This window comes from Rouxiella badensis (assembly GCF_002093665.1).
In the GTDB taxonomy this organism is placed as follows: domain Bacteria; phylum Pseudomonadota; class Gammaproteobacteria; order Enterobacterales; family Enterobacteriaceae; genus Rouxiella; species Rouxiella badensis.
The window spans coordinates 1-17,787 of sequence record NZ_MRWE01000055.1 but is presented as its reverse complement, the minus strand read 5'-3'; the positions used below and the strand labels follow the sequence as shown (position 1 = coordinate 17,787).

The window sequence follows — 17,787 nt, the reverse complement described above, 5'->3', positions numbered from 1 at the left end:
GAACATTTATGAGCTTTTATTAAGAGTTATTTTTATTTATCGAGAAGTGGGTAAATAGCCCTTTGACTTCGATCAATGGAATCTAATTTCGTCCATATTTAATGATAAATAACAAGTTTTTTGGTGTATTTTGCTGGCGAGAATAATAATTATCCAGGAAGGATATTAGATATGCCTAAATATATTAATGTAAATAACATACCAGGCTATAAGCCAGTTAAAAATGTTGAGAAAGATTTTCCTAATAAAACAAGTTTCGCTAATCATGTTAATAATGTAGGAAATAATTCTAATTCATCACCAGAAAGTAACATTTTATGCACCGACCCTTTTATCGGGATAAATATGGAAGAAGTGTATCACCCCTGTCAGGAATTGATTGAACAAAAGGCTCCCGCGGTAAAATGCAACTTTCCCGCGGTGAAAGTTTTCATGGCATTGGGGACGATTGTTTTAATCGGAGGCTCGTTGGCCTATGCTTCAGGAGCGCCAGGAGCGCCAGGAGCGCCAGGAGCGCCAGGAGCGGAGGGAGCTGCCAGTTTAAAACCTGAATTGCTACCAGAGGCTAAGAGCCTGCGGGGGGCGAGGAGTCCGCGGGGGAGAATTGATGCTCCTGAAAACCAAGATTCGAGTAAGAATCTTTTAGACCTGGGAGTCCACCGTGGATTTTCTGGAAAGATGGAGGCTAAACAACGCCTAGCCATGAAAATGATTGATGAATACGATAAATCACCTCACCGGGGTGAACCTCTTCCTGTTGGCAGGCTGCTTTTTACCCAAAAAGACAATAAGCGATCAATTGTCATCAGTCATATAATTAAAGACATCGCCGCGTCTTACAACAGTTTCGAGGCCAATATTTCGCATGATAATAAATTTTTAGAAAAAACCACGGGCTCACAGAGAGAGTTATTAACAAAGCGCATTAGTCTATATAAAAAAGCTCAGCAAGAGATTGACATACTGCAAGCCACTATTCTTAAGATAACCTCAAATATGAACTTCAGCGTTTACAAAAAGTCCAAAGATTTAATTACATTAATCGATATTTTCTGCAAAAAACATAAAGTGAGGCATGAGAATGTCACTGAGTTTGTAAAAATCCCACAGAATATGCTGAACCTGTGTCAGGTGTTGGAAGCTCAGCTTAAACGTCTGGAAAAGTTTTCGAGCTGATGAAGTGGCACTTACTCATAAAGGCCACTAGCCCTTTTGTGAGTAAGTGCTTACATTTTACACAGGGCCTATTTGCCGATACAGAAGCTCGAGAAGATACGGCCAAGCAGATCATCGGAACTAAACTCTCCCGTTATCTCGCTCAGCGACTGCTGGGAAAGACGGAGCTCTTCCGCCAGCAGTTCTCCTGCCCAGGCACCCAAAAGCTGGTCTTTACCCTGTAAAAGGTGCTGTGCGGCCTGCTCCAGCGCCTGCAGGTGGCGACGGCGGGCAAGGAAGCCGCCTTCCATATTTTGGTTAAAGCCCATGCTCTCTTTCAAATGGTCACGGAGCAGGTCGATACCTTCACCGGTACGCGCCGACAGGCGAATAAGTGAGTGACCATTCACTTCTTTCTTACCCATTGTCTCGCCTGTTACATCGGCTTTATTTCGTACCACCACGATCGGCAGAGAAGCGGGCAGACGCGCCATAAAGTCTGGCCAGATCTCGGCCGGCTCGGTGGCATCGGTGGTGGTGCCGTCAACCATAAACAGCACGGTATCCGCCTGTTCAATCTCGTTCCACGCACGTTCGATACCAATTCGCTCCACTTCGTCACTGGCGTCGCGCAGACCGGCGGTGTCGATAATGTGCAGCGGCATGCCGTCGATGTGGATATGTTCCCGCAGCACGTCACGGGTAGTCCCGGCAATATCGGTGACGATTGCGGCTTCGCGACCGGCTAATGCATTGAGAAGGCTTGATTTACCGGCGTTTGGACGACCGGCAATTACCACTTTCATTCCCTCGCGCAGCAGGCTGCCCTGACGCGCTTCGGTACGCACGGCGTTTAGGTCACCGATCACCGCATTGAGCTGAGCTTCAATTTTGCCATCAGACAGGAAGTCGATTTCCTCATCCGGGAAGTCAATCGCCGCTTCGACATAGATTCGCAGGTTAGTGAGTGCTTCCACCAAGTGATGGATCTTCGACGAAAATGCCCCCTGCAAAGAGTTGACGGCAGACCGTGCCGCCTGTTCGGAGCTGGCATCAATCAGGTCGGCAATGGCCTCCGCCTGTGCCAAATCCAGCTTGTCGTTAAGGAACGCGCGCTCGGAGAACTCACCGGGGCGGGCGATACGCACGTCAGGCAGCGCCAGAATGCGTTTGATCAACAGGTCGAGGATAACCGGCCCGCCGTGGCCCTGAAGTTCCAGTACGTCCTCTCCAGTGAAGGAGTTAGGGCCAGGGAACCACAGCGCAATGCCTTGGTCCAGCGTACTGCCGTCTGCATCGCGAAAGGGCAGATAGTCGGCATAGCGTGGCTTAGGCAGCTTGCCCAGGATTTCATGGGCTATCAGGCTGGCCGCACGGCCGGAAATGCGCACAATACCGACGCCACCGCGGCCTGGCGGCGTAGCTTGAGCAACGATAGTGTCTGACGTATTCATAGCGTTCTCTGAGTTCTGGCTAAAATTTAGTTAAAAAAGAAGGCGGTCAATTGACCGCCTTCTCTATTATGCACCGATGTTATCTATCGATCAGGCTTTCTTCTTGTCGCGGCTGTGTAAACCACGTTTTTCCAGGCCGCGATAAATCAGCTGCTGCTGGAGGATGGTGACCAGGTTACTGACGATGTAGTACACCACCAGGCCTGACGGGAACCACAGGAAGAACACCGTGAAGATAACCGGCATAAAGGTCATGATCTTCTGCTGCATCGGGTCGGTTACGGTGGTCGGCGACATCTTCTGAATGAAGAACATCGTGATACCCATCATAACCGGCAGGATGAAGTACGGGTCTTGCGCCGACAGGTCATGGATCCACAGGACAAACGGCGCGTGGCGCAGTTCGATGGAACCAGACAGCATGTAATACAGTGCCAAGAAGATAGGCATCTGGATTACCAGCGGCAGACAGCCACCCAGTGGGTTAACTTTTTCCGACTTGTACAGCGCCATCATTTCCTGACTCATGCGCTGTTTGTCATCACCGATACGCTCACGCATCGCGGCCAGTTTCGGCTGCAGCATACGCATTTTCGCCATCGACGTATATTGCGCACGGGTCAGTGGGTACATGATACCGCGCACGATAAAGGTGATGATGATAATCGAGAAGCCCCAGTTACCGATGAAGCTGTGGATAAACTTCAGCAGCTTGAACAGCGGCTGAGAGATAAACCACAGCCAGCCGTAGTCAACGGTCAGGTCCAGGTGTGGCGCGATAGCGGCCATCTGGTCCTGAAGTTCAGGGCCAACCCACAGGATTGAACCCACCTGCTGCTGAGCGCCAGGCTGAACGACGAAAGGTGCGCCTTTAAAGCCGATTGAAGAGATACCGTTGCTGTTGTTGGTGTAGAAGGTGTTGGTATCTTTCGCTGAAGGGATCCATGCGGTGGCAAAGTACTGCTGCAACATGGCCACCCATCCGCCCTGAGTGGTGACATCCAGAGGTTCGCTCTTGTCGAACGCATATTTCTGGTATTTGTCATCGCTGGAGGAGTAAGCCGCGCCACGGAAGGTGTGCAGAGCAAAGCTGTGGTTGCCGGTATCGCGAGATTTAGGCAGGTCGGTGGTTTGCTTCAGCTGACCGAACAGGGTCAAATCCAGCGGAGCTTTAGTAGTGTTGTTAACGTTATAAGCCACGTTAACGGCGTAAGAGCCGCGTTTGATAACGAAAGTCTTGGTATAAACTGCGCCGTTTGGAGCCGTGTAGGTCATCGGGATACGCAGTTCGGTCTGGCCTTCACCCAAGGTGAAGCTGTCCTGGCTTGTGGTGTACAGAGGACGTTCACCGTTAGCTGGATTATCCGGACCATTTTTGCCGGTCAGACCGCTTTGAGCCTGATAGACGAAAGAGGGAGTTGTTTCGAGCAGCTGGAACGGAGCGGTAGATTTCAGCGCTACTGGGTATTGCGTCAACAGAGCCTGCTCGATATCGCCACCACGAGTGTTGATGGTCAAAGAGAGGACGTCAGTGTTAACAGTGATCAGTTTGCCCTGTCCGCTTCCAGGAACAGCCTGGTTGGCAGCATCACCGGTGGCTGTGTTCGCAGTCTGTTGCGTGGTCTGGTTGGCTGGTTGCGGAGCGTGGTCCGTTTGCCATGCCTGCCAGATCATGAAAGACACGAACAGCAGAGCGATGAGGAAAAGATTGCGTTGCGAATCCATCGTTAGTGTTCTCTGTTATTGTCGGTTTTTGGCGGTACGGGGTCATCACCACCTGGGTTTAAAGGATGGCATTTTAATACGCGCTTCAGCGTCAACCAACTGCCTTTTACCATGCCAAAGCGACCAATTGCCTCAATACCGTATTGAGAGCAGGTTGGCCGAAAACGACAATGAGGCCCAAGCATTGGGCTGATTACCAGTTGATACCCGCGTATCAAGGCAATCAGGATGCGGGAGCCTGTCGGCAGTGTCGACGCCATAATTTCTCCAACGCTTCCGTTAACGCACGGTTATCGAGATCGGCAACCCCCTTCTTCACCAGCACGACAAAATCCATAGACGGCAGCACATGCTGATTTAACCGGAAGCTTTCGCGTGTTAGGCGTTTGATCCGATTACGTTCGTGAGCGCGTTTGACATGTTTTTTTGCGACGGTGAGACCGATGCGGGGATGCCCCAGCTCGTTCAGGCGGCCAAGGATGGTGATTTGAGGCGTGCCGGCCCGTTGTGGCTGCTGGAAGACGAAAGTGAAATGACGGGGAGTTAACAAACGTAACTCCCTGGGAAAAGCTAGCTTAACCACTAAACAGGTTAGCTTTTATTACTTAGAAGCAGACAGACGGGTACGGCCTTTCGCGCGACGGCGAGCCAGAACCTGACGACCATTCTTGGTAGCCATACGAGCACGGAAACCGTGGCTACGGTTGCGCTTCAGTACGGACGGTTGGAAAGTGCGTTTCATGGCGATTTCTACCTAAACTTAAAATTAAAACTGATCAGTAAACGCGTGGGCTCTCGGTGCAGAAGCAGCCGATGCCTTTGTCGCAACATATAAAGAAGCGGGATTGTAATAATTGTACAGTCCTGAGTCAATTTACATTGCTAGAAAGCGCGCCTAAATGTTTACCAAATATTCCCGTGGTCACCGATGACCATCAGGAGCACAGGTATCACACGTAGGGCTGAGGATTATACGGACTCTTGCCTAAATCGCAAGGATCGCCGCTTGATCCTTGAACATTCTTATTGTGATCTCGGTTGAAAACCTGTGAATGATGCTCAGTGAAATCTTATTTTTCTGTGCAAAGCGTGAGTCACCCTCCTAATATTCTAGTGATCGGCTAAGCTTACCCACTTGACGAACCACGCCTGTGGATAAAAAGGATCTTTTGTGTGAGGAAGGGGAGGATCTCTGACGCAGTTTGCGTTATGATCCGCCATTCCGATCGCTGATCCATCCCGGACGGCCGATCGGCTTGTAGATTTTTTAAACGAAACTTATTAGCCGACAAAAAACCGTAAAAAACGGTTCACACGTCGCTTTTGGTCACTGACAGGGTGGCCTGAAGACATCTCCTCAACATTTTTCTCACACTACGGTGCAACCCCGTGGCGTAGCTGTAAATGTCAGAGCGAGGCGTGTGTCTAAAATCATGATTTAAAAAATATCCTGATCCTTTTTCTTTTTTGGTCTTGTTCGAGTGGAGTCCGCCGTGTCACTTTCGCTTTGGCAGCAGTGTCTTGCCAGATTGCAGGATGAGTTACCTGCCACAGAATTCAGTATGTGGATACGCCCTTTGCAGGCGGAATTGAGTGACAACACCTTGGCGCTGTATGCGCCAAACCGGTTTGTCCTCGATTGGGTGCGTGACAAATACTTAAACAACATTAACGGTCTGTTGAACGATTTTTGTGGCACGGATGCGCCTTTGTTACGTTTTGAGGTGGGCAGCAAGCCACTTGTTCAGCGCGTTAACGAAACCGTTGCCGCCGCCGTCAGTTCTCCGGTCGCGGCCAGAACTGCCCCGCGCGCGGCTCCTACGCGCCCTAGCTGGGACAGTTCACCTGCTCAGCCCGAGCTGTCTTATCGCTCTAACGTCAATCCAAAGCATACTTTCGATAACTTCGTCGAAGGTAAATCTAACCAACTGGCCCGTGCTGCGGCTCGTCAGGTGGCAGATAATCCGGGTGGCGCTTATAACCCATTGTTTTTATACGGCGGAACCGGTCTCGGTAAAACGCACTTGCTGCACGCTGTGGGCAACGGCATTATGGCGCGCAAAGCCAATGCCAAAGTGGTTTACATGCATTCCGAGCGTTTCGTGCAGGATATGGTGAAAGCCCTGCAAAACAATGCCATTGAAGAATTTAAGCGTTATTACCGCTCGGTCGATGCGTTACTTATCGATGACATTCAATTTTTTGCCAACAAAGAGCGTTCTCAGGAAGAGTTTTTCCATACCTTTAACGCCCTGCTCGAAGGCAATCAGCAGATCATTTTGACCTCGGACCGTTATCCTAAAGAGATTAACGGCGTCGAAGACCGTCTGAAATCCCGCTTTGGCTGGGGTTTGACCGTCGCGATTGAGCCGCCAGAGCTCGAAACGCGTGTGGCGATTTTAATGAAAAAGGCCGACGAGAATGACATCCGTCTGCCCGGCGAGGTGGCGTTCTTTATCGCCAAGCGTCTGCGTTCCAACGTGCGTGAGCTCGAGGGCGCGCTGAACCGCGTTATCGCCAACGCCAACTTTACCGGCCGCGCCATCACCATCGACTTCGTGCGTGAGGCGCTGCGTGACCTGCTTGCTCTGCAAGAGAAGCTGGTCACCATTGATAATATTCAGAAAACGGTCGCCGAGTATTATAAGATTAAGGTCGCTGACCTGCTCTCCAAACGGCGTTCCCGTTCGGTTGCCCGACCGCGTCAGATGGCGATGGCGCTGGCAAAAGAGCTCACCAACCACAGCCTGCCAGAAATCGGCGATGCGTTCGGTGGTCGTGACCATACCACGGTGTTGCACGCCTGCCGTAAAATCGAGCAGCTGCGTGAAGAAAGCCATGACATCAAAGAAGATTTCTCTAACTTAATCAGGACACTCTCCTCCTAGCGCTATGAAATTTATTGTTGAACGTGAGCATTTGCTGAAACCACTGCAACAGGTCAGTAGCCCACTGGGTGGACGACCAACGCTGCCAATTCTGGGTAACCTGTTGTTGCAGGTTACGGAAGGCGCGTTATTGCTAACGGGGACAGATCTTGAAATGGAGATGGTCGCCAAAGTTGCGCTGTCTCAGCCTCATGACGTGGGTGCAACGACTGTCCCTGCGCGTAAATTCTTTGATATCTGCCGTGGCTTGCCAGAAGGCGCAGAGATAGCCGTGACCCTCGAAAGCGACCGTATGCTGGTTCGCTCCGGGCGCAGCCGCTTCTCGCTGTCTACGCTGCCGGCGAGCGACTTCCCGAACCTTGACGACTGGCAGAGCGAGGTAGAATTTACCCTGCCGCAGGCGACGTTAAAACGCCTGATCGAAGCGACCCAGTTCTCGATGGCGCATCAGGACGTTCGCTATTACCTGAACGGAATGCTTTTTGAGACCGAAGGTGAAGAGCTGCGTACCGTCGCGACCGACGGACACCGTTTGGCGGTGTGCTCAATGCCTATCGGCCAGTCTTTGCCGTCGCACTCGGTTATTGTCCCGCGCAAAGGCGTGATGGAATTGGTCCGCCTGCTCGACGGCGGCGATACCCTGCTGCAACTGCAAATCGGTAGCAATAATATCCGCGCGCACGTCGGTGATTTCATCTTCACCTCCAAGCTGGTTGATGGACGTTTCCCTGATTATCGTCGCGTGTTGCCTAAGAATCCTGACAAAACGCTGCAAGCCGGCTGTGACCTGCTCAAGCAGGCGTTTGCCCGTGCGGCCATTCTTTCCAACGAAAAATTCCGCGGTGTGCGTCTGTATCTCAGCCAGAATCAGCTGAAGATCACCGCGAATAACCCAGAGCAGGAAGAGGCAGAGGAAATTCTCGACGTCGCTTACGACGGCACGGAAATGGAAATTGGCTTCAACGTCAGCTACGTGCTTGATGTTCTTAACGCCCTGAAATGTGAAGAGGTTCGCCTGTTACTGACCGACTCTGTTTCCAGCGTGCAGATTGAAGACGGTGCCAGTAAGGCCGCAGCCTATGTCGTCATGCCGATGAGACTTTAAGCGGGCTAGCTTAATGGCTATTTTGAAGTCGGGCAGTGCTCAGTTTTTTATGGCTAAGTCGGTCACGTACTTGTGTACGCTCCGGTTGCTGTGCGCTAGCCGTCTCCAAACTCGCTGCGACGCTAACGCCCTTGTGCGGTTGATGATGAAGAAAACTTTTTAATGGCATTAACGCGATTACTGATTAAAGATTTCCGCAACATCGAGGCGGCGGACTTAGCGCCTTCGCCCGGATTTAACTTCCTCGTGGGTCCCAACGGTAGCGGTAAAACAAGCGTGCTCGAGGCGGTGTATACGCTTGGGCATGGCCGCGCCTTTCGCAGTTTGCAGGCGGGAAGGGTAATTCGTCACGAGCAGCCAGAATTTGTTCTGCATGGGCGCATTGACGAAGGCGGTGAGCGCGAGCTGAGCGTCGGATTGAGCAAAAGCCGTCAGGGCGACAGCAAGGTCAGAATCGACGGCAGCGACGGTCATAAGGTTTCTGAGCTGGCGCAAATGCTGCCGATGCAGCTGATCACGCCTGAAGGTTTTACATTACTGAACGGTGGTCCAAAATACCGCCGTGCATTTTTGGACTGGGGTTGTTTTCATCACGATCCCGGTTTTTTTATCGCCTGGAGCAACCTGCGTCGGTTACTCAAGCAGCGCAACGCCGCGCTGCGTCAGGTGAGTCGCTATGCGCAGATTCGCGCGTGGGATCAGGAGCTTATCCCACTGGCTGAGCGCATCAGCGAATGGCGGGCAGAGTACAGCCGGGCAATCGCCGCTGATATCAGCGCAACCTGTGCACAGTTTTTGCCCGAGTTTGCCCTGACCTTCTCTTTCCAGCGCGGCTGGGATAAGGAAAGCGATTATGGCGAACTGCTGGAGCGCCAGTTCGAGCGCGACAGAGCCTTGACTTACACAGCATCGGGTCCGCACAAAGCCGATTTTCGCATCCGTGCCGACGGCACGCCGGTGGAGGATTTACTCTCCCGTGGGCAGTTGAAACTGCTGATGTGTGCACTCCGATTAGCGCAGGGTGAGTTTCTCACCCGACAGAGCGGGCGGCGTTGCCTGTATCTTCTTGACGATTTTGCCTCCGAGCTGGATACCGGTAAACGCCGGTTATTGGCCGATCGCCTCAAAGCCACCCAGGCCCAGGTTTTTGTCAGCGCAGTTAGCGCTGAACAAGTAACCGATATGGTGGGTGAAAAGGGCAAGATGTTCCGCGTGGAACAAGGTAAAATAGCCGTTCTATCACAGGACTAAAAATGAGCGAGAAACGTTGATGTCGAATTCTTATGACTCCTCAAGTATCAAGGTATTAAAAGGGCTGGACGCGGTGCGTAAGCGCCCCGGCATGTATATCGGCGATACCGATGACGGCACTGGTCTGCACCACATGGTATTCGAGGTTGTGGACAACGCTATCGACGAAGCCCTCGCTGGCCACTGTAAAGAGATTCTGGTTACGATTCATGCGGATAACTCCGTCTCCGTTCAGGATGATGGTCGTGGCATTCCAACCGGCATTCACGAAGAAGAAGGCATCTCTGCCGCAGAAGTCATCATGACTGTTCTTCACGCCGGCGGTAAATTTGACGATAACTCATACAAAGTGTCCGGCGGCCTGCACGGCGTGGGTGTATCTGTTGTTAACGCCCTGTCTGAAAAGCTGGAGTTGGTTATCCGTCGTGAAGGTAAAGTTCACGAACAAACCTACGTCCACGGCGAGCCTCAGAATCCACTGAAAGTCGTTGGCGAGACCGAGCTAACCGGAACAACCGTACGCTTCTGGCCGAGCTTCCAGACCTTCACAAACCATACCGAATTCGAGTACGACATCCTGGCCAAGCGCCTGCGCGAGCTGTCGTTCCTGAACTCCGGCGTGGCTATCCGCCTGCACGACAAGCGTGATGACAAACAGGATCACTTCCACTACGAGGGCGGCATTAAGGCGTTCGTGGAATACCTGAATAAAAACAAGAATCCAATCCACCCGACCGTGTTCTATTTCTCTACCATGAAAGACGACATCGGCGTGGAAATTGCTCTGCAATGGAACGACGGTTTCCAGGAAAACATTTACTGCTTTACCAACAATATTCCACAGCGTGACGGCGGGACTCACCTCGCCGGTTTCCGTGCGGCGATGACCCGTACCCTGAACGCGTACATGGATAAAGAAGGCTACAGCAAGAAATCCAAAATCAGTGCCACCGGTGACGACGCCCGTGAAGGCCTGATCGCCGTTGTTTCTGTAAAAGTGCCGGATCCTAAGTTCTCTTCTCAGACCAAAGACAAGCTGGTGTCGTCAGAAGTGAAATCAGCGGTTGAAACCCTGATGAACGAAAAGCTGGTTGATTATCTGATGGAAAACCCGGGCGACGCGAAAATCGTTGTCGGCAAAATCATCGATGCGGCTCGTGCGCGTGAAGCGGCACGTAAAGCCCGTGAAATGACGCGTCGTAAGGGCGCGTTGGATTTGGCCGGTCTGCCGGGCAAATTGGCTGACTGTCAGGAACGCGATCCGGCTCACTCCGAACTGTACCTGGTGGAAGGGGACTCAGCGGGCGGATCTGCGAAGCAGGGCCGTAACCGCAAGAATCAGGCCATTTTGCCGCTGAAAGGTAAAATCCTTAACGTCGAGAAAGCGCGTTTCGATAAAATGCTCTCTTCTCAGGAAGTCGCCACGCTGATTACGGCGTTGGGCTGCGGCATTGGCCGTGACGAATACAACCCGGACAAACTGCGCTATCACAGCATCATCATCATGACCGATGCCGACGTCGATGGTTCACACATCCGAACTCTGCTGCTGACTTTCTTCTATCGTCAGATGCCTGAAATCGTTGAGCGCGGCCACATCTTTATCGCTCAGCCGCCGCTGTACAAGGTGAAAAAAGGTAAGCAGGAACAGTACATTAAAGATGACGAAGCGATGGATCAGTATCAAATCGCCATCGCAATGGACGGCGCAACGCTGCACACTAACGCCAGCGCACCTGCCTTGGCCGGTGAGCCGCTGGAGAAGCTGGTTGCCGAGCATTACGCGGTACAGAAAATGATTGGTCGTATGGAGCGTCGCTACCCGCGTGCGCTGTTGAACAATCTGGTTTATCAGCCAACGCTGGAAGAAACTTCTCTGACCGATCGTGAAAAAGTGCAGCAGTGGATGGAAGAACTGGTCGTGTTGCTTAACGAAAAAGAGTCTCACGGCAGCAGCTACAGCGCTATCGTGCGTGAAAATCGTGAGCGTCAGATCTACGAACCGGTTCTGCGTATCCGTACTCACGGCGTTGATACTGATTATGACCTCGATTTTGATTTCATCCACGGTGGTGAATACCGTAAGCTTTGTGCTCTGGGTCAGCAACTTCGCGGCCTGATCGAAGAAGATGCCTACATCGAGCGCGGCGAACGCCGTCAGCCGATTTCCACCTTCGAGCAAGCGCTGGAATGGCTGGTGAAAGAGTCCCGTCGCGGTCTGTCCGTACAGCGTTATAAAGGTCTGGGCGAAATGAACCCAGAACAGCTGTGGGAAACGACCATGGATCCTGATCAGCGTCGCATGCTGCGCGTGACCATCAAAGATGCTATCGCTGCCGATCAGCTGTTCACCACGCTGATGGGAGACGCCGTTGAACCACGCCGCGCTTTCATCGAAGAAAACGCCCTGAAAGCAGCGAATATCGATATCTAATCGCTGAGTACAGCTGATAGTCTCTCTAAATCCGAAGTGGGAAACCATTTCGGATTTTTTTTGCCCGAGTTTCAGGATGTTCGAAACCATACAGGCGAGAAAACCCGCATAAAGTATTATGTTAAATGGAAAGGGAGCCGTCTATTTATGCCCAGGATTGTAGGGACGCAGTTACAGCAGATTCGAATTGAGAGTAAAGAAGTCAAAGGCAGGGATTTTTATACCTTTGCCGGAAAGTCGGAAAAGATCCTGATTCAAAACACCCAAAACGTGCCGATGCGGCCGTCGAGTTTTAGAGCTGAAAAGCGGACTCGCGGTAAAGGTCCGGTTTTACTTGCGGCGCTAAGCCTCGGCGCTTTGGCTTACCTACCGCGAGCGAGCGCCGGGCCAGGCAATCAAGCGCTTATGGCTGAGAGCAAAACGCCTAAGGTAAAATACCCCACGAATTTCTCCCTCAAGCCCGCGTCTCACAGCACTCTTTTATTGCACCCACCGATAAAAAAAATTTCTCTGCGGCCTCCCACATCAAAACCTTATCCCGTTGTTTCTAATAATTATTATACGGAAAAGTCTACACCATTGCAGAGAATGAAAAACGCCACCCGGCCTTCAATTGCGCTTTCATCGCCGTTGTTAAAAATCGATCGACTGTCGCCCCCTCCAGGGGAATCGACCAGGCCGCCTAATGCTAAACGTCGGGAGCAAGCGCATTCCCGCAGGCTGCAACTGGACCGAGACGCCAAAGCGCAGCGCAACCGTGGCGATGAACAATATTGGACTCCCATTGTTGCCGAGCCTCCGGCCGAGGTTGCGACGCCATTACCTTCCTCTACTAACGCTACACGACCGCTATCGAATGCACTGCCGGGCCAATGGCAGAGGCCGTTGCAGGATATTTTAACTTTCCTGCATGATTCTCCTCCACTTGGCTATGATTCACTGCCGGAGAATCGTCTGTTGTCTGCCAGAATACTTTTTCGTCACGAAGAGCAAGGTCAGTGGGCCGATGAGCCGTTATTGAACTATGTTAATGAGAAGCTTGATCCCGACGACGATGCCTATTACTTTCCGCTGGCCAGAAAAATAATCCGCCATGAATCCCTTCTGTATTATGTTAAATACGAAGTGCTCAACTGGGATCTTAATCCCACCGCGCGCGATTTCGAGTCGCGCTTTTTAGAGGCTCACCTCAGCCGAGGGAAGGTTTTCACCCCTGAGCAGGTCATCAAATTCTATAACAACCAGTTTATGCCGCGGCACAGTCGTCCTGCAGAGCCTTTCAAGAGCAGGGAAAAGCTCTGCAGCCTTGAAAAATATTATTCGCAGTTCAATGACTATCTTAAAAATCATGCGGTTGATGATTCAGTACGTGCGGTTGAGCAGACTGTTGCCTTTCAGCTAATCAGTCCTTTGGATCTTGAGCGGCCATTTACGCCGCTGTTTTCGCTCAGAACCGGGGCCTACCGCAGCGAGCTTTTGCCGCAGACGGCACAAAGGGTAGAAACGCTGAAACTTGGGGCTTTTATTTTCATTCTTCAAGGTGACTCGGGGAAACGTTACGCCGCCAGCATGTGGGGCTCGGTATTGCTGGTGGCGGATCTGAGCGAGGTACTGACCGATACTCAGGTCGAGGCCATCGCCGGGCTTCAAAACGGAGGACGGGTTCCCCCGGAAAACCTTAAGGCACAATCCTTGCTCACGGCATTATGGCCGGACTACGCCGATATCGTGCCGGACGCACAGCAGATCATTGTCAGGTTTGATCGTGAGATTAAGCTCGGCATGGAGAAACCTACGCTGGGCGAAGCGTTGATACATATTCAGCATACGCAGGTGAAACGCTTTGTTGACGCCTGGCGAACGGAACACCTTGATCGCAGCCTTTTAGAGAAAATACTCTCTTTTGTGCCATTTTTTGACGTCATTCAACGCAAGATTAATGACGCTGAATATCGTCCTACACTAAAAGAGTTGGCCTTCGATTTGTTCGATCTCGGTCTGGCGCTGCTGTCGCTCGGTATTCCAATGATTAAATTAGGCGCGTCCGGGATTAAAGCCGGATTGATGGCAATGAGAGCCGGGCGTACAGCGGGCCTGGCGGGCCAGATGCTGCAAAGGGCGATTCTGGTGGCAATAAAACCGGCGTTAAAAAAGCTGGTTAAGGCCAGCGGCAAAGAGATTGCCAGTTTTATGGTGCCGCCTTTCGATTTAATGCGCCTGCTGCACAGGCCGTTACGTAAAGGCGTTCGCAAACTCTATAAAACCTCCAAAACACGGAGGTTGCGGCGTTGCCCGCGTGCCATAGGGGGCGCCTGTGTCCCGAGAACTGAAAATATTTATGGCTTTGATAATGCAGAATGGGAAAGGTTAGTGACTGAACTGATCATGCATCCGTCTGCCTGGCGGGGCAACACCCTTAGCCGCGGCTATCGCCATGATTACGTCAGGCGTTTTATGACGCTCTCGACCGACCAGAAAGAGGCGCTGCGCGGCTGGTCATTTGTGCCAAAACAGAAAGAGTACCGAAACTACCCGCGCAAAAGAAGTTGGCCTTCGGGCAAAAGCAACCTGAATTTTTCGCTCAATCTGGCGCTGCTTAGCGGACATCCGAGTGCGCAGATGATGCGTACGTCACAGCATCTAAAAAGCGCCCTTAACGCCCTGCCGAAAATGCCCGAAAGACAAAGTCTGGTGCGGGTGGTGGATATCACTGAGGAAAACATCAGCCAGTTCCGCGCCGGAGAAATCGTGACCAACTACCCGGCATTTATGTCGGCCTCTTCGAAGGGCAAGCTGGTGAATATTGCCTTGTCACAGGGGTGGATGTTTGACCCCAGTTGGCGGCTCAAGCATAACGCCGCGATTGCCATTTATTATATTGATGCCGATAGCAGTAAGCCCCTTATCAACCGGCTCACCACGCAAGTTAATATGGAAGGGGAATATATCTTCGATCAGAAAAGCTTTTTCCGCATAGAGGCAATCACCCGGCTTTTTATGACTAGCCCAACCCGTAGCTATAAGCAGGCCTATTTTATCAAGCTGCAGGAGGTTCCTTACGACAGCGCCTATTGGATTAAGAATATCTTTACCGGTGACGTTATCCGCTTTTAGCCTTTTTCTGCCTCGCTTTGAGATGCTGAAACGCGCTAGCATGGAAAAAATGACATTAACTCTGAGGACGCTATGGCAATTGAATTGATCGCAATAGATATGGACGGAACGTTGCTCAATCCGCAGCATGAAATAACGCCCGCGGTAAAACAAGCCCTGACCGCGGCAATTAATAAAGGCGTGCAGGTTGTCCTGGCGACCGGAAGACCGCTTATCGGCATTCAGCGTTATCTTCAGGAGCTGAGTCTGCAAAAAGACGGATTTTATTGCATCTCCAACAATGGTGCGTTGGTTCATCATGCAAAAGATGGCAGTATTTTCGCCGAAACAACGCTTAAATTCGATGATTTTGTCTATTTTGAAAAAATGGCGCGTGAGCTGAATGTTGGCTTCCACGCTCTGTCACACAGCGACCTATACAGCACTAACCCCGATATCAGCCCTTATTCCGTGCATGAATCCTCAATAACCGGCATTCCACTGCGCTATCGCAGCGTGGATCAAATCGACCGCTCGCTGACCTTCCCGAAAGTGATGATGATTGACCATCCAGAGCGTTTGGATAAGGCCATCGCCGAGATCCCTGAAGAGGCGAAATCACGCTACACCATCATGAAAAGCTCGCCTTATTATCTCGAGATCCTCGACAAGTCAGTGAATAAAGGTCAGGGCGTCAAGGTGTTAGCCGAGAAGCTGGGTATTCCTCGCGAAAATGTGATGACGCTGGGTGACCAGGAAAATGACATCGCGATGCTGAAATACGCCGGATTGGGCGTGGCGATGGGCAATGCGCTGGACAGCGTCAAGGCGGTCAGTCAGTTTGTCACCAAAACCAACAGCGAAGACGGCGTGGCTTTCGCGGTTGAGAAGTTTGTACTGAACGATTAAGGAAAATAACGTGGCGGGCGAAAAGCAGTTAACCTTTGATACGCGCGGTCATCAGCTGACCAACATTAATGTCTGGACCGCCGACAGTCGCTGGCTGGCCTACGATGTGCGTCCCAAAGGCAGCGATTTCAGTGGATTAACCATTGAGCGGGTCAATATTTCCAGCGGTGAAATCGAGACGCTCTACTGTGCCTCTCAGGGCGCACACGTAGGGGTGGTTACCGTCAGTCCCGATGCTCGGCCACGTTATGTTTTTATTCACGGACCTGAAAATCCCGATGCGAGCTGGAAATACGATTTCCACCATCGTCGCGGAACTCTCCTCGACGCCGAAAAATCGGCGCTACCGGTCACTCTGGACGCCTTCGATATTACCGAACCCTACACGCCCGGCGCGCTGCGGGGCGGCTCTCACGTTCACGTTTTCAGCCCTGACGGCAGTCGCCTGAGTTTTACCTATAACGATCACGTGATGCACGAGTGGGATCCGGCGCAGGACCTGCGTAACGTCGGCGTGGCGCTTGCCAATCATCCGGTGCGGGCGTCGAAGATGCATCCACGCGAGTACGATGGCAGCCATTTTTGCGTGCTGGTCAGTCAGACCACGCCGCAGCCGCAGCCGGGCAGTGACCAGATCAATCGCGCCTATGAAGAGGGATGGATAGGTACGCGGGGCTATGTCAATGCCAACGGCCAGCGTCAACGCTGGGCACTGGCTTTTATCGGCGACACGCTGTCCGCCAAGGGAGAAAAACTTCCGGAAGTGTTCGTGGTAGATTTGCCCGACAACGACGAGGCCTATCGCGTAGCGGGTGAACATCCTTTGCAGGGCACGGCGACCCGCCTGCCCGCGCCGCCGTCAGGGGTGATGCAGAGAAGATTAACTTTCACCGCCGACAGGCCTTATCCGGGCGTGGTGTCTCAGCCTCGGCACTGGCTGCGCGCATCGCCGGACGGTTCCACCCTCGCTTTCCTGATGAAAGACTGTCGGGGCATCGTGCAGGTATGGGGCGTTTCGCCTGTGGGCGGGGAGCCATGGCAAATCAGCCACGCGGCCTCAGATATTCAGTCGGCATTTAGCTGGCACCCACAGGGCAAGGCGCTGGCGTTAGTGTGTGATAATTCGGTGGTACTGCTGGACGTAGCCAGCGGCGAAATGCATGCTCTGACGGAACGTACCGAGGTGCCGCCAAGTGGTGATGCCGTTGTGTTCTCACCCGATGGAAAATGGGTGGCGTTCATGCGTGAAATATCAGGTTTTAATCAGATATTCATCACGCCGGTCTGAGAATAGAACGCCGCAAGCTAAGCCGATGATCAGTTTGCGGCGGTCGTGACTGGGGGAACGTGATCGATATCGACGCCGTGACTGATAGCCAGGTTGTGCGCTTCGCTGGCCTTGATGCTATCGAGAGTACCGGTATTGTCGCGATTGTAATAGTCCATAGGCAGCAGCAACGTATCCATCACTGCGCTAAAGGGTAAATCCAATACCAGTAAAGGGGTCATTGCCCAGCTGGTATCGTTGCTTTTCATCATTCTTACGTCTGCTTTAGAGCCGGGATAGTAGCCTTGATACTCGCCCGTATGACTCATCACGCTTGAACATCCGCTTGCCATAAAGACGCATCCTGTCGCTACAGGCAATAATAGTTTCTTCATCTTTAAACTCATCTCTAACTGTCGGGCTGAGAATGCTCCGTAATAGACCTACAAGAACAGGTTCAGAAAGTGCGTTTAAAATTAGGACGTATAAAATTATAGTACTTATTC

The 17,787-nt window shown here is 52.0% G+C and carries 14 protein-coding genes; 8 read left to right on the top strand and 6 right to left on the bottom strand.

All coding sequences use genetic code 11. The features are described from left to right. Positions 1–171: 171 nt before the first annotated feature. A complete protein-coding gene (locus BS640_RS21455; RefSeq protein ID WP_084913297.1) occupies positions 172–1,176 on the top strand; it encodes a hypothetical protein in 1,005 nt (334 codons plus the stop codon). A gap of 68 nt (positions 1,177–1,244) precedes the next feature. Here BS640_RS21455 and mnmE read toward each other — a convergent pair whose 3' ends face one another. From mnmE to rpmH, 5 genes are all read right to left on the bottom strand, one after another. After that, complete coding sequence (gene mnmE / locus BS640_RS21450) at positions 1,245–2,609, bottom strand: tRNA uridine-5-carboxymethylaminomethyl(34) synthesis GTPase MnmE (RefSeq protein ID WP_084913296.1); 1,365 nt, start codon at positions 2,607–2,609, stop codon at positions 1,245–1,247. Positions 2,610–2,699: 90 nt separating this feature from the next. Next, complete coding sequence (gene yidC, locus BS640_RS21445; RefSeq protein WP_017490409.1) at positions 2,700–4,334, bottom strand: membrane protein insertase YidC; 1,635 nt, start codon at positions 4,332–4,334, stop codon at positions 2,700–2,702. A gap of 2 nt (positions 4,335–4,336) precedes the next feature. Further along, positions 4,337–4,594 (bottom strand): membrane protein insertion efficiency factor YidD, encoded by a 258-nt coding sequence (gene yidD, locus BS640_RS21440; RefSeq protein WP_072045099.1) that lies wholly within the window; start codon positions 4,592–4,594, stop codon positions 4,337–4,339. Continuing rightward, positions 4,558–4,917, bottom strand: a complete 360-nt coding sequence (rnpA, locus tag BS640_RS21435) for a ribonuclease P protein component (protein ID WP_084913295.1) — start codon at positions 4,915–4,917, stop codon at positions 4,558–4,560. Before rnpA ends, yidD begins: the two co-directional genes overlap by 37 nt. An 18-nt stretch (positions 4,918–4,935) precedes the next feature. Further along, on the bottom strand, positions 4,936–5,076 hold the full coding sequence (rpmH, locus tag BS640_RS21430; RefSeq protein ID WP_009637487.1) for a 50S ribosomal protein L34: 141 nt from the start codon (positions 5,074–5,076) through the stop codon (positions 4,936–4,938). 751 nt (positions 5,077–5,827) lie between these two features. Here rpmH and dnaA point away from each other — a divergent pair. The 7 genes from dnaA (at position 5,828) to BS640_RS21395 (ending at position 17,302) form a co-directional block, all read left to right on the top strand. Next, complete coding sequence (gene dnaA, locus BS640_RS21425; RefSeq protein WP_026110329.1) at positions 5,828–7,222, top strand: chromosomal replication initiator protein DnaA; 1,395 nt, start codon at positions 5,828–5,830, stop codon at positions 7,220–7,222. A 4-nt stretch (positions 7,223–7,226) separates the two neighbouring features. Continuing rightward, positions 7,227–8,327, top strand: a complete 1,101-nt coding sequence (gene dnaN, locus BS640_RS21420; RefSeq protein WP_017490406.1) for a DNA polymerase III subunit beta — start codon at positions 7,227–7,229, stop codon at positions 8,325–8,327. A gap of 162 nt (positions 8,328–8,489) precedes the next feature. Continuing rightward, entirely contained in the window at positions 8,490–9,578 is a 1,089-nt protein-coding gene (recF, locus tag BS640_RS21415; protein ID WP_017490405.1) for a DNA replication/repair protein RecF, read from the top strand. A 19-nt stretch (positions 9,579–9,597) separates the two neighbouring features. Further along, the gene (gene gyrB, locus BS640_RS21410; RefSeq protein ID WP_017490404.1) at positions 9,598–12,012 is read left to right on the top strand and encodes a DNA topoisomerase (ATP-hydrolyzing) subunit B; all 2,415 of its coding nucleotides are present in this window, start codon (positions 9,598–9,600) and stop codon (positions 12,010–12,012) included. Between the two features lie 60 nt (positions 12,013–12,072). Beyond that, positions 12,073–15,126 carry a hypothetical protein gene (locus BS640_RS21405; protein WP_139802857.1) on the top strand — a complete coding sequence of 1,018 codons (3,054 nt, stop codon included), beginning with the start codon at positions 12,073–12,075 and terminating at the stop codon, positions 15,124–15,126. A gap of 72 nt (positions 15,127–15,198) precedes the next feature. Then, positions 15,199–16,014: a sugar-phosphatase gene (gene yidA / locus BS640_RS21400; RefSeq protein ID WP_017490402.1), complete on the top strand. Its 816-nt coding sequence runs from the start codon at positions 15,199–15,201 to the stop codon at positions 16,012–16,014. 10 nt (positions 16,015–16,024) lie between these two features. Continuing rightward, positions 16,025–17,302: a YidR family protein gene (locus tag BS640_RS21395; RefSeq protein ID WP_017490401.1), complete on the top strand. Its 1,278-nt coding sequence runs from the start codon at positions 16,025–16,027 to the stop codon at positions 17,300–17,302. A gap of 29 nt (positions 17,303–17,331) precedes the next feature. Here BS640_RS21395 and BS640_RS21390 read toward each other — a convergent pair whose 3' ends face one another. Next, complete coding sequence (locus tag BS640_RS21390) at positions 17,332–17,676, bottom strand: YceK/YidQ family lipoprotein (RefSeq protein ID WP_026110327.1); 345 nt, start codon at positions 17,674–17,676, stop codon at positions 17,332–17,334. Between the last annotated feature and the right edge of the window lie 111 nt (positions 17,677–17,787).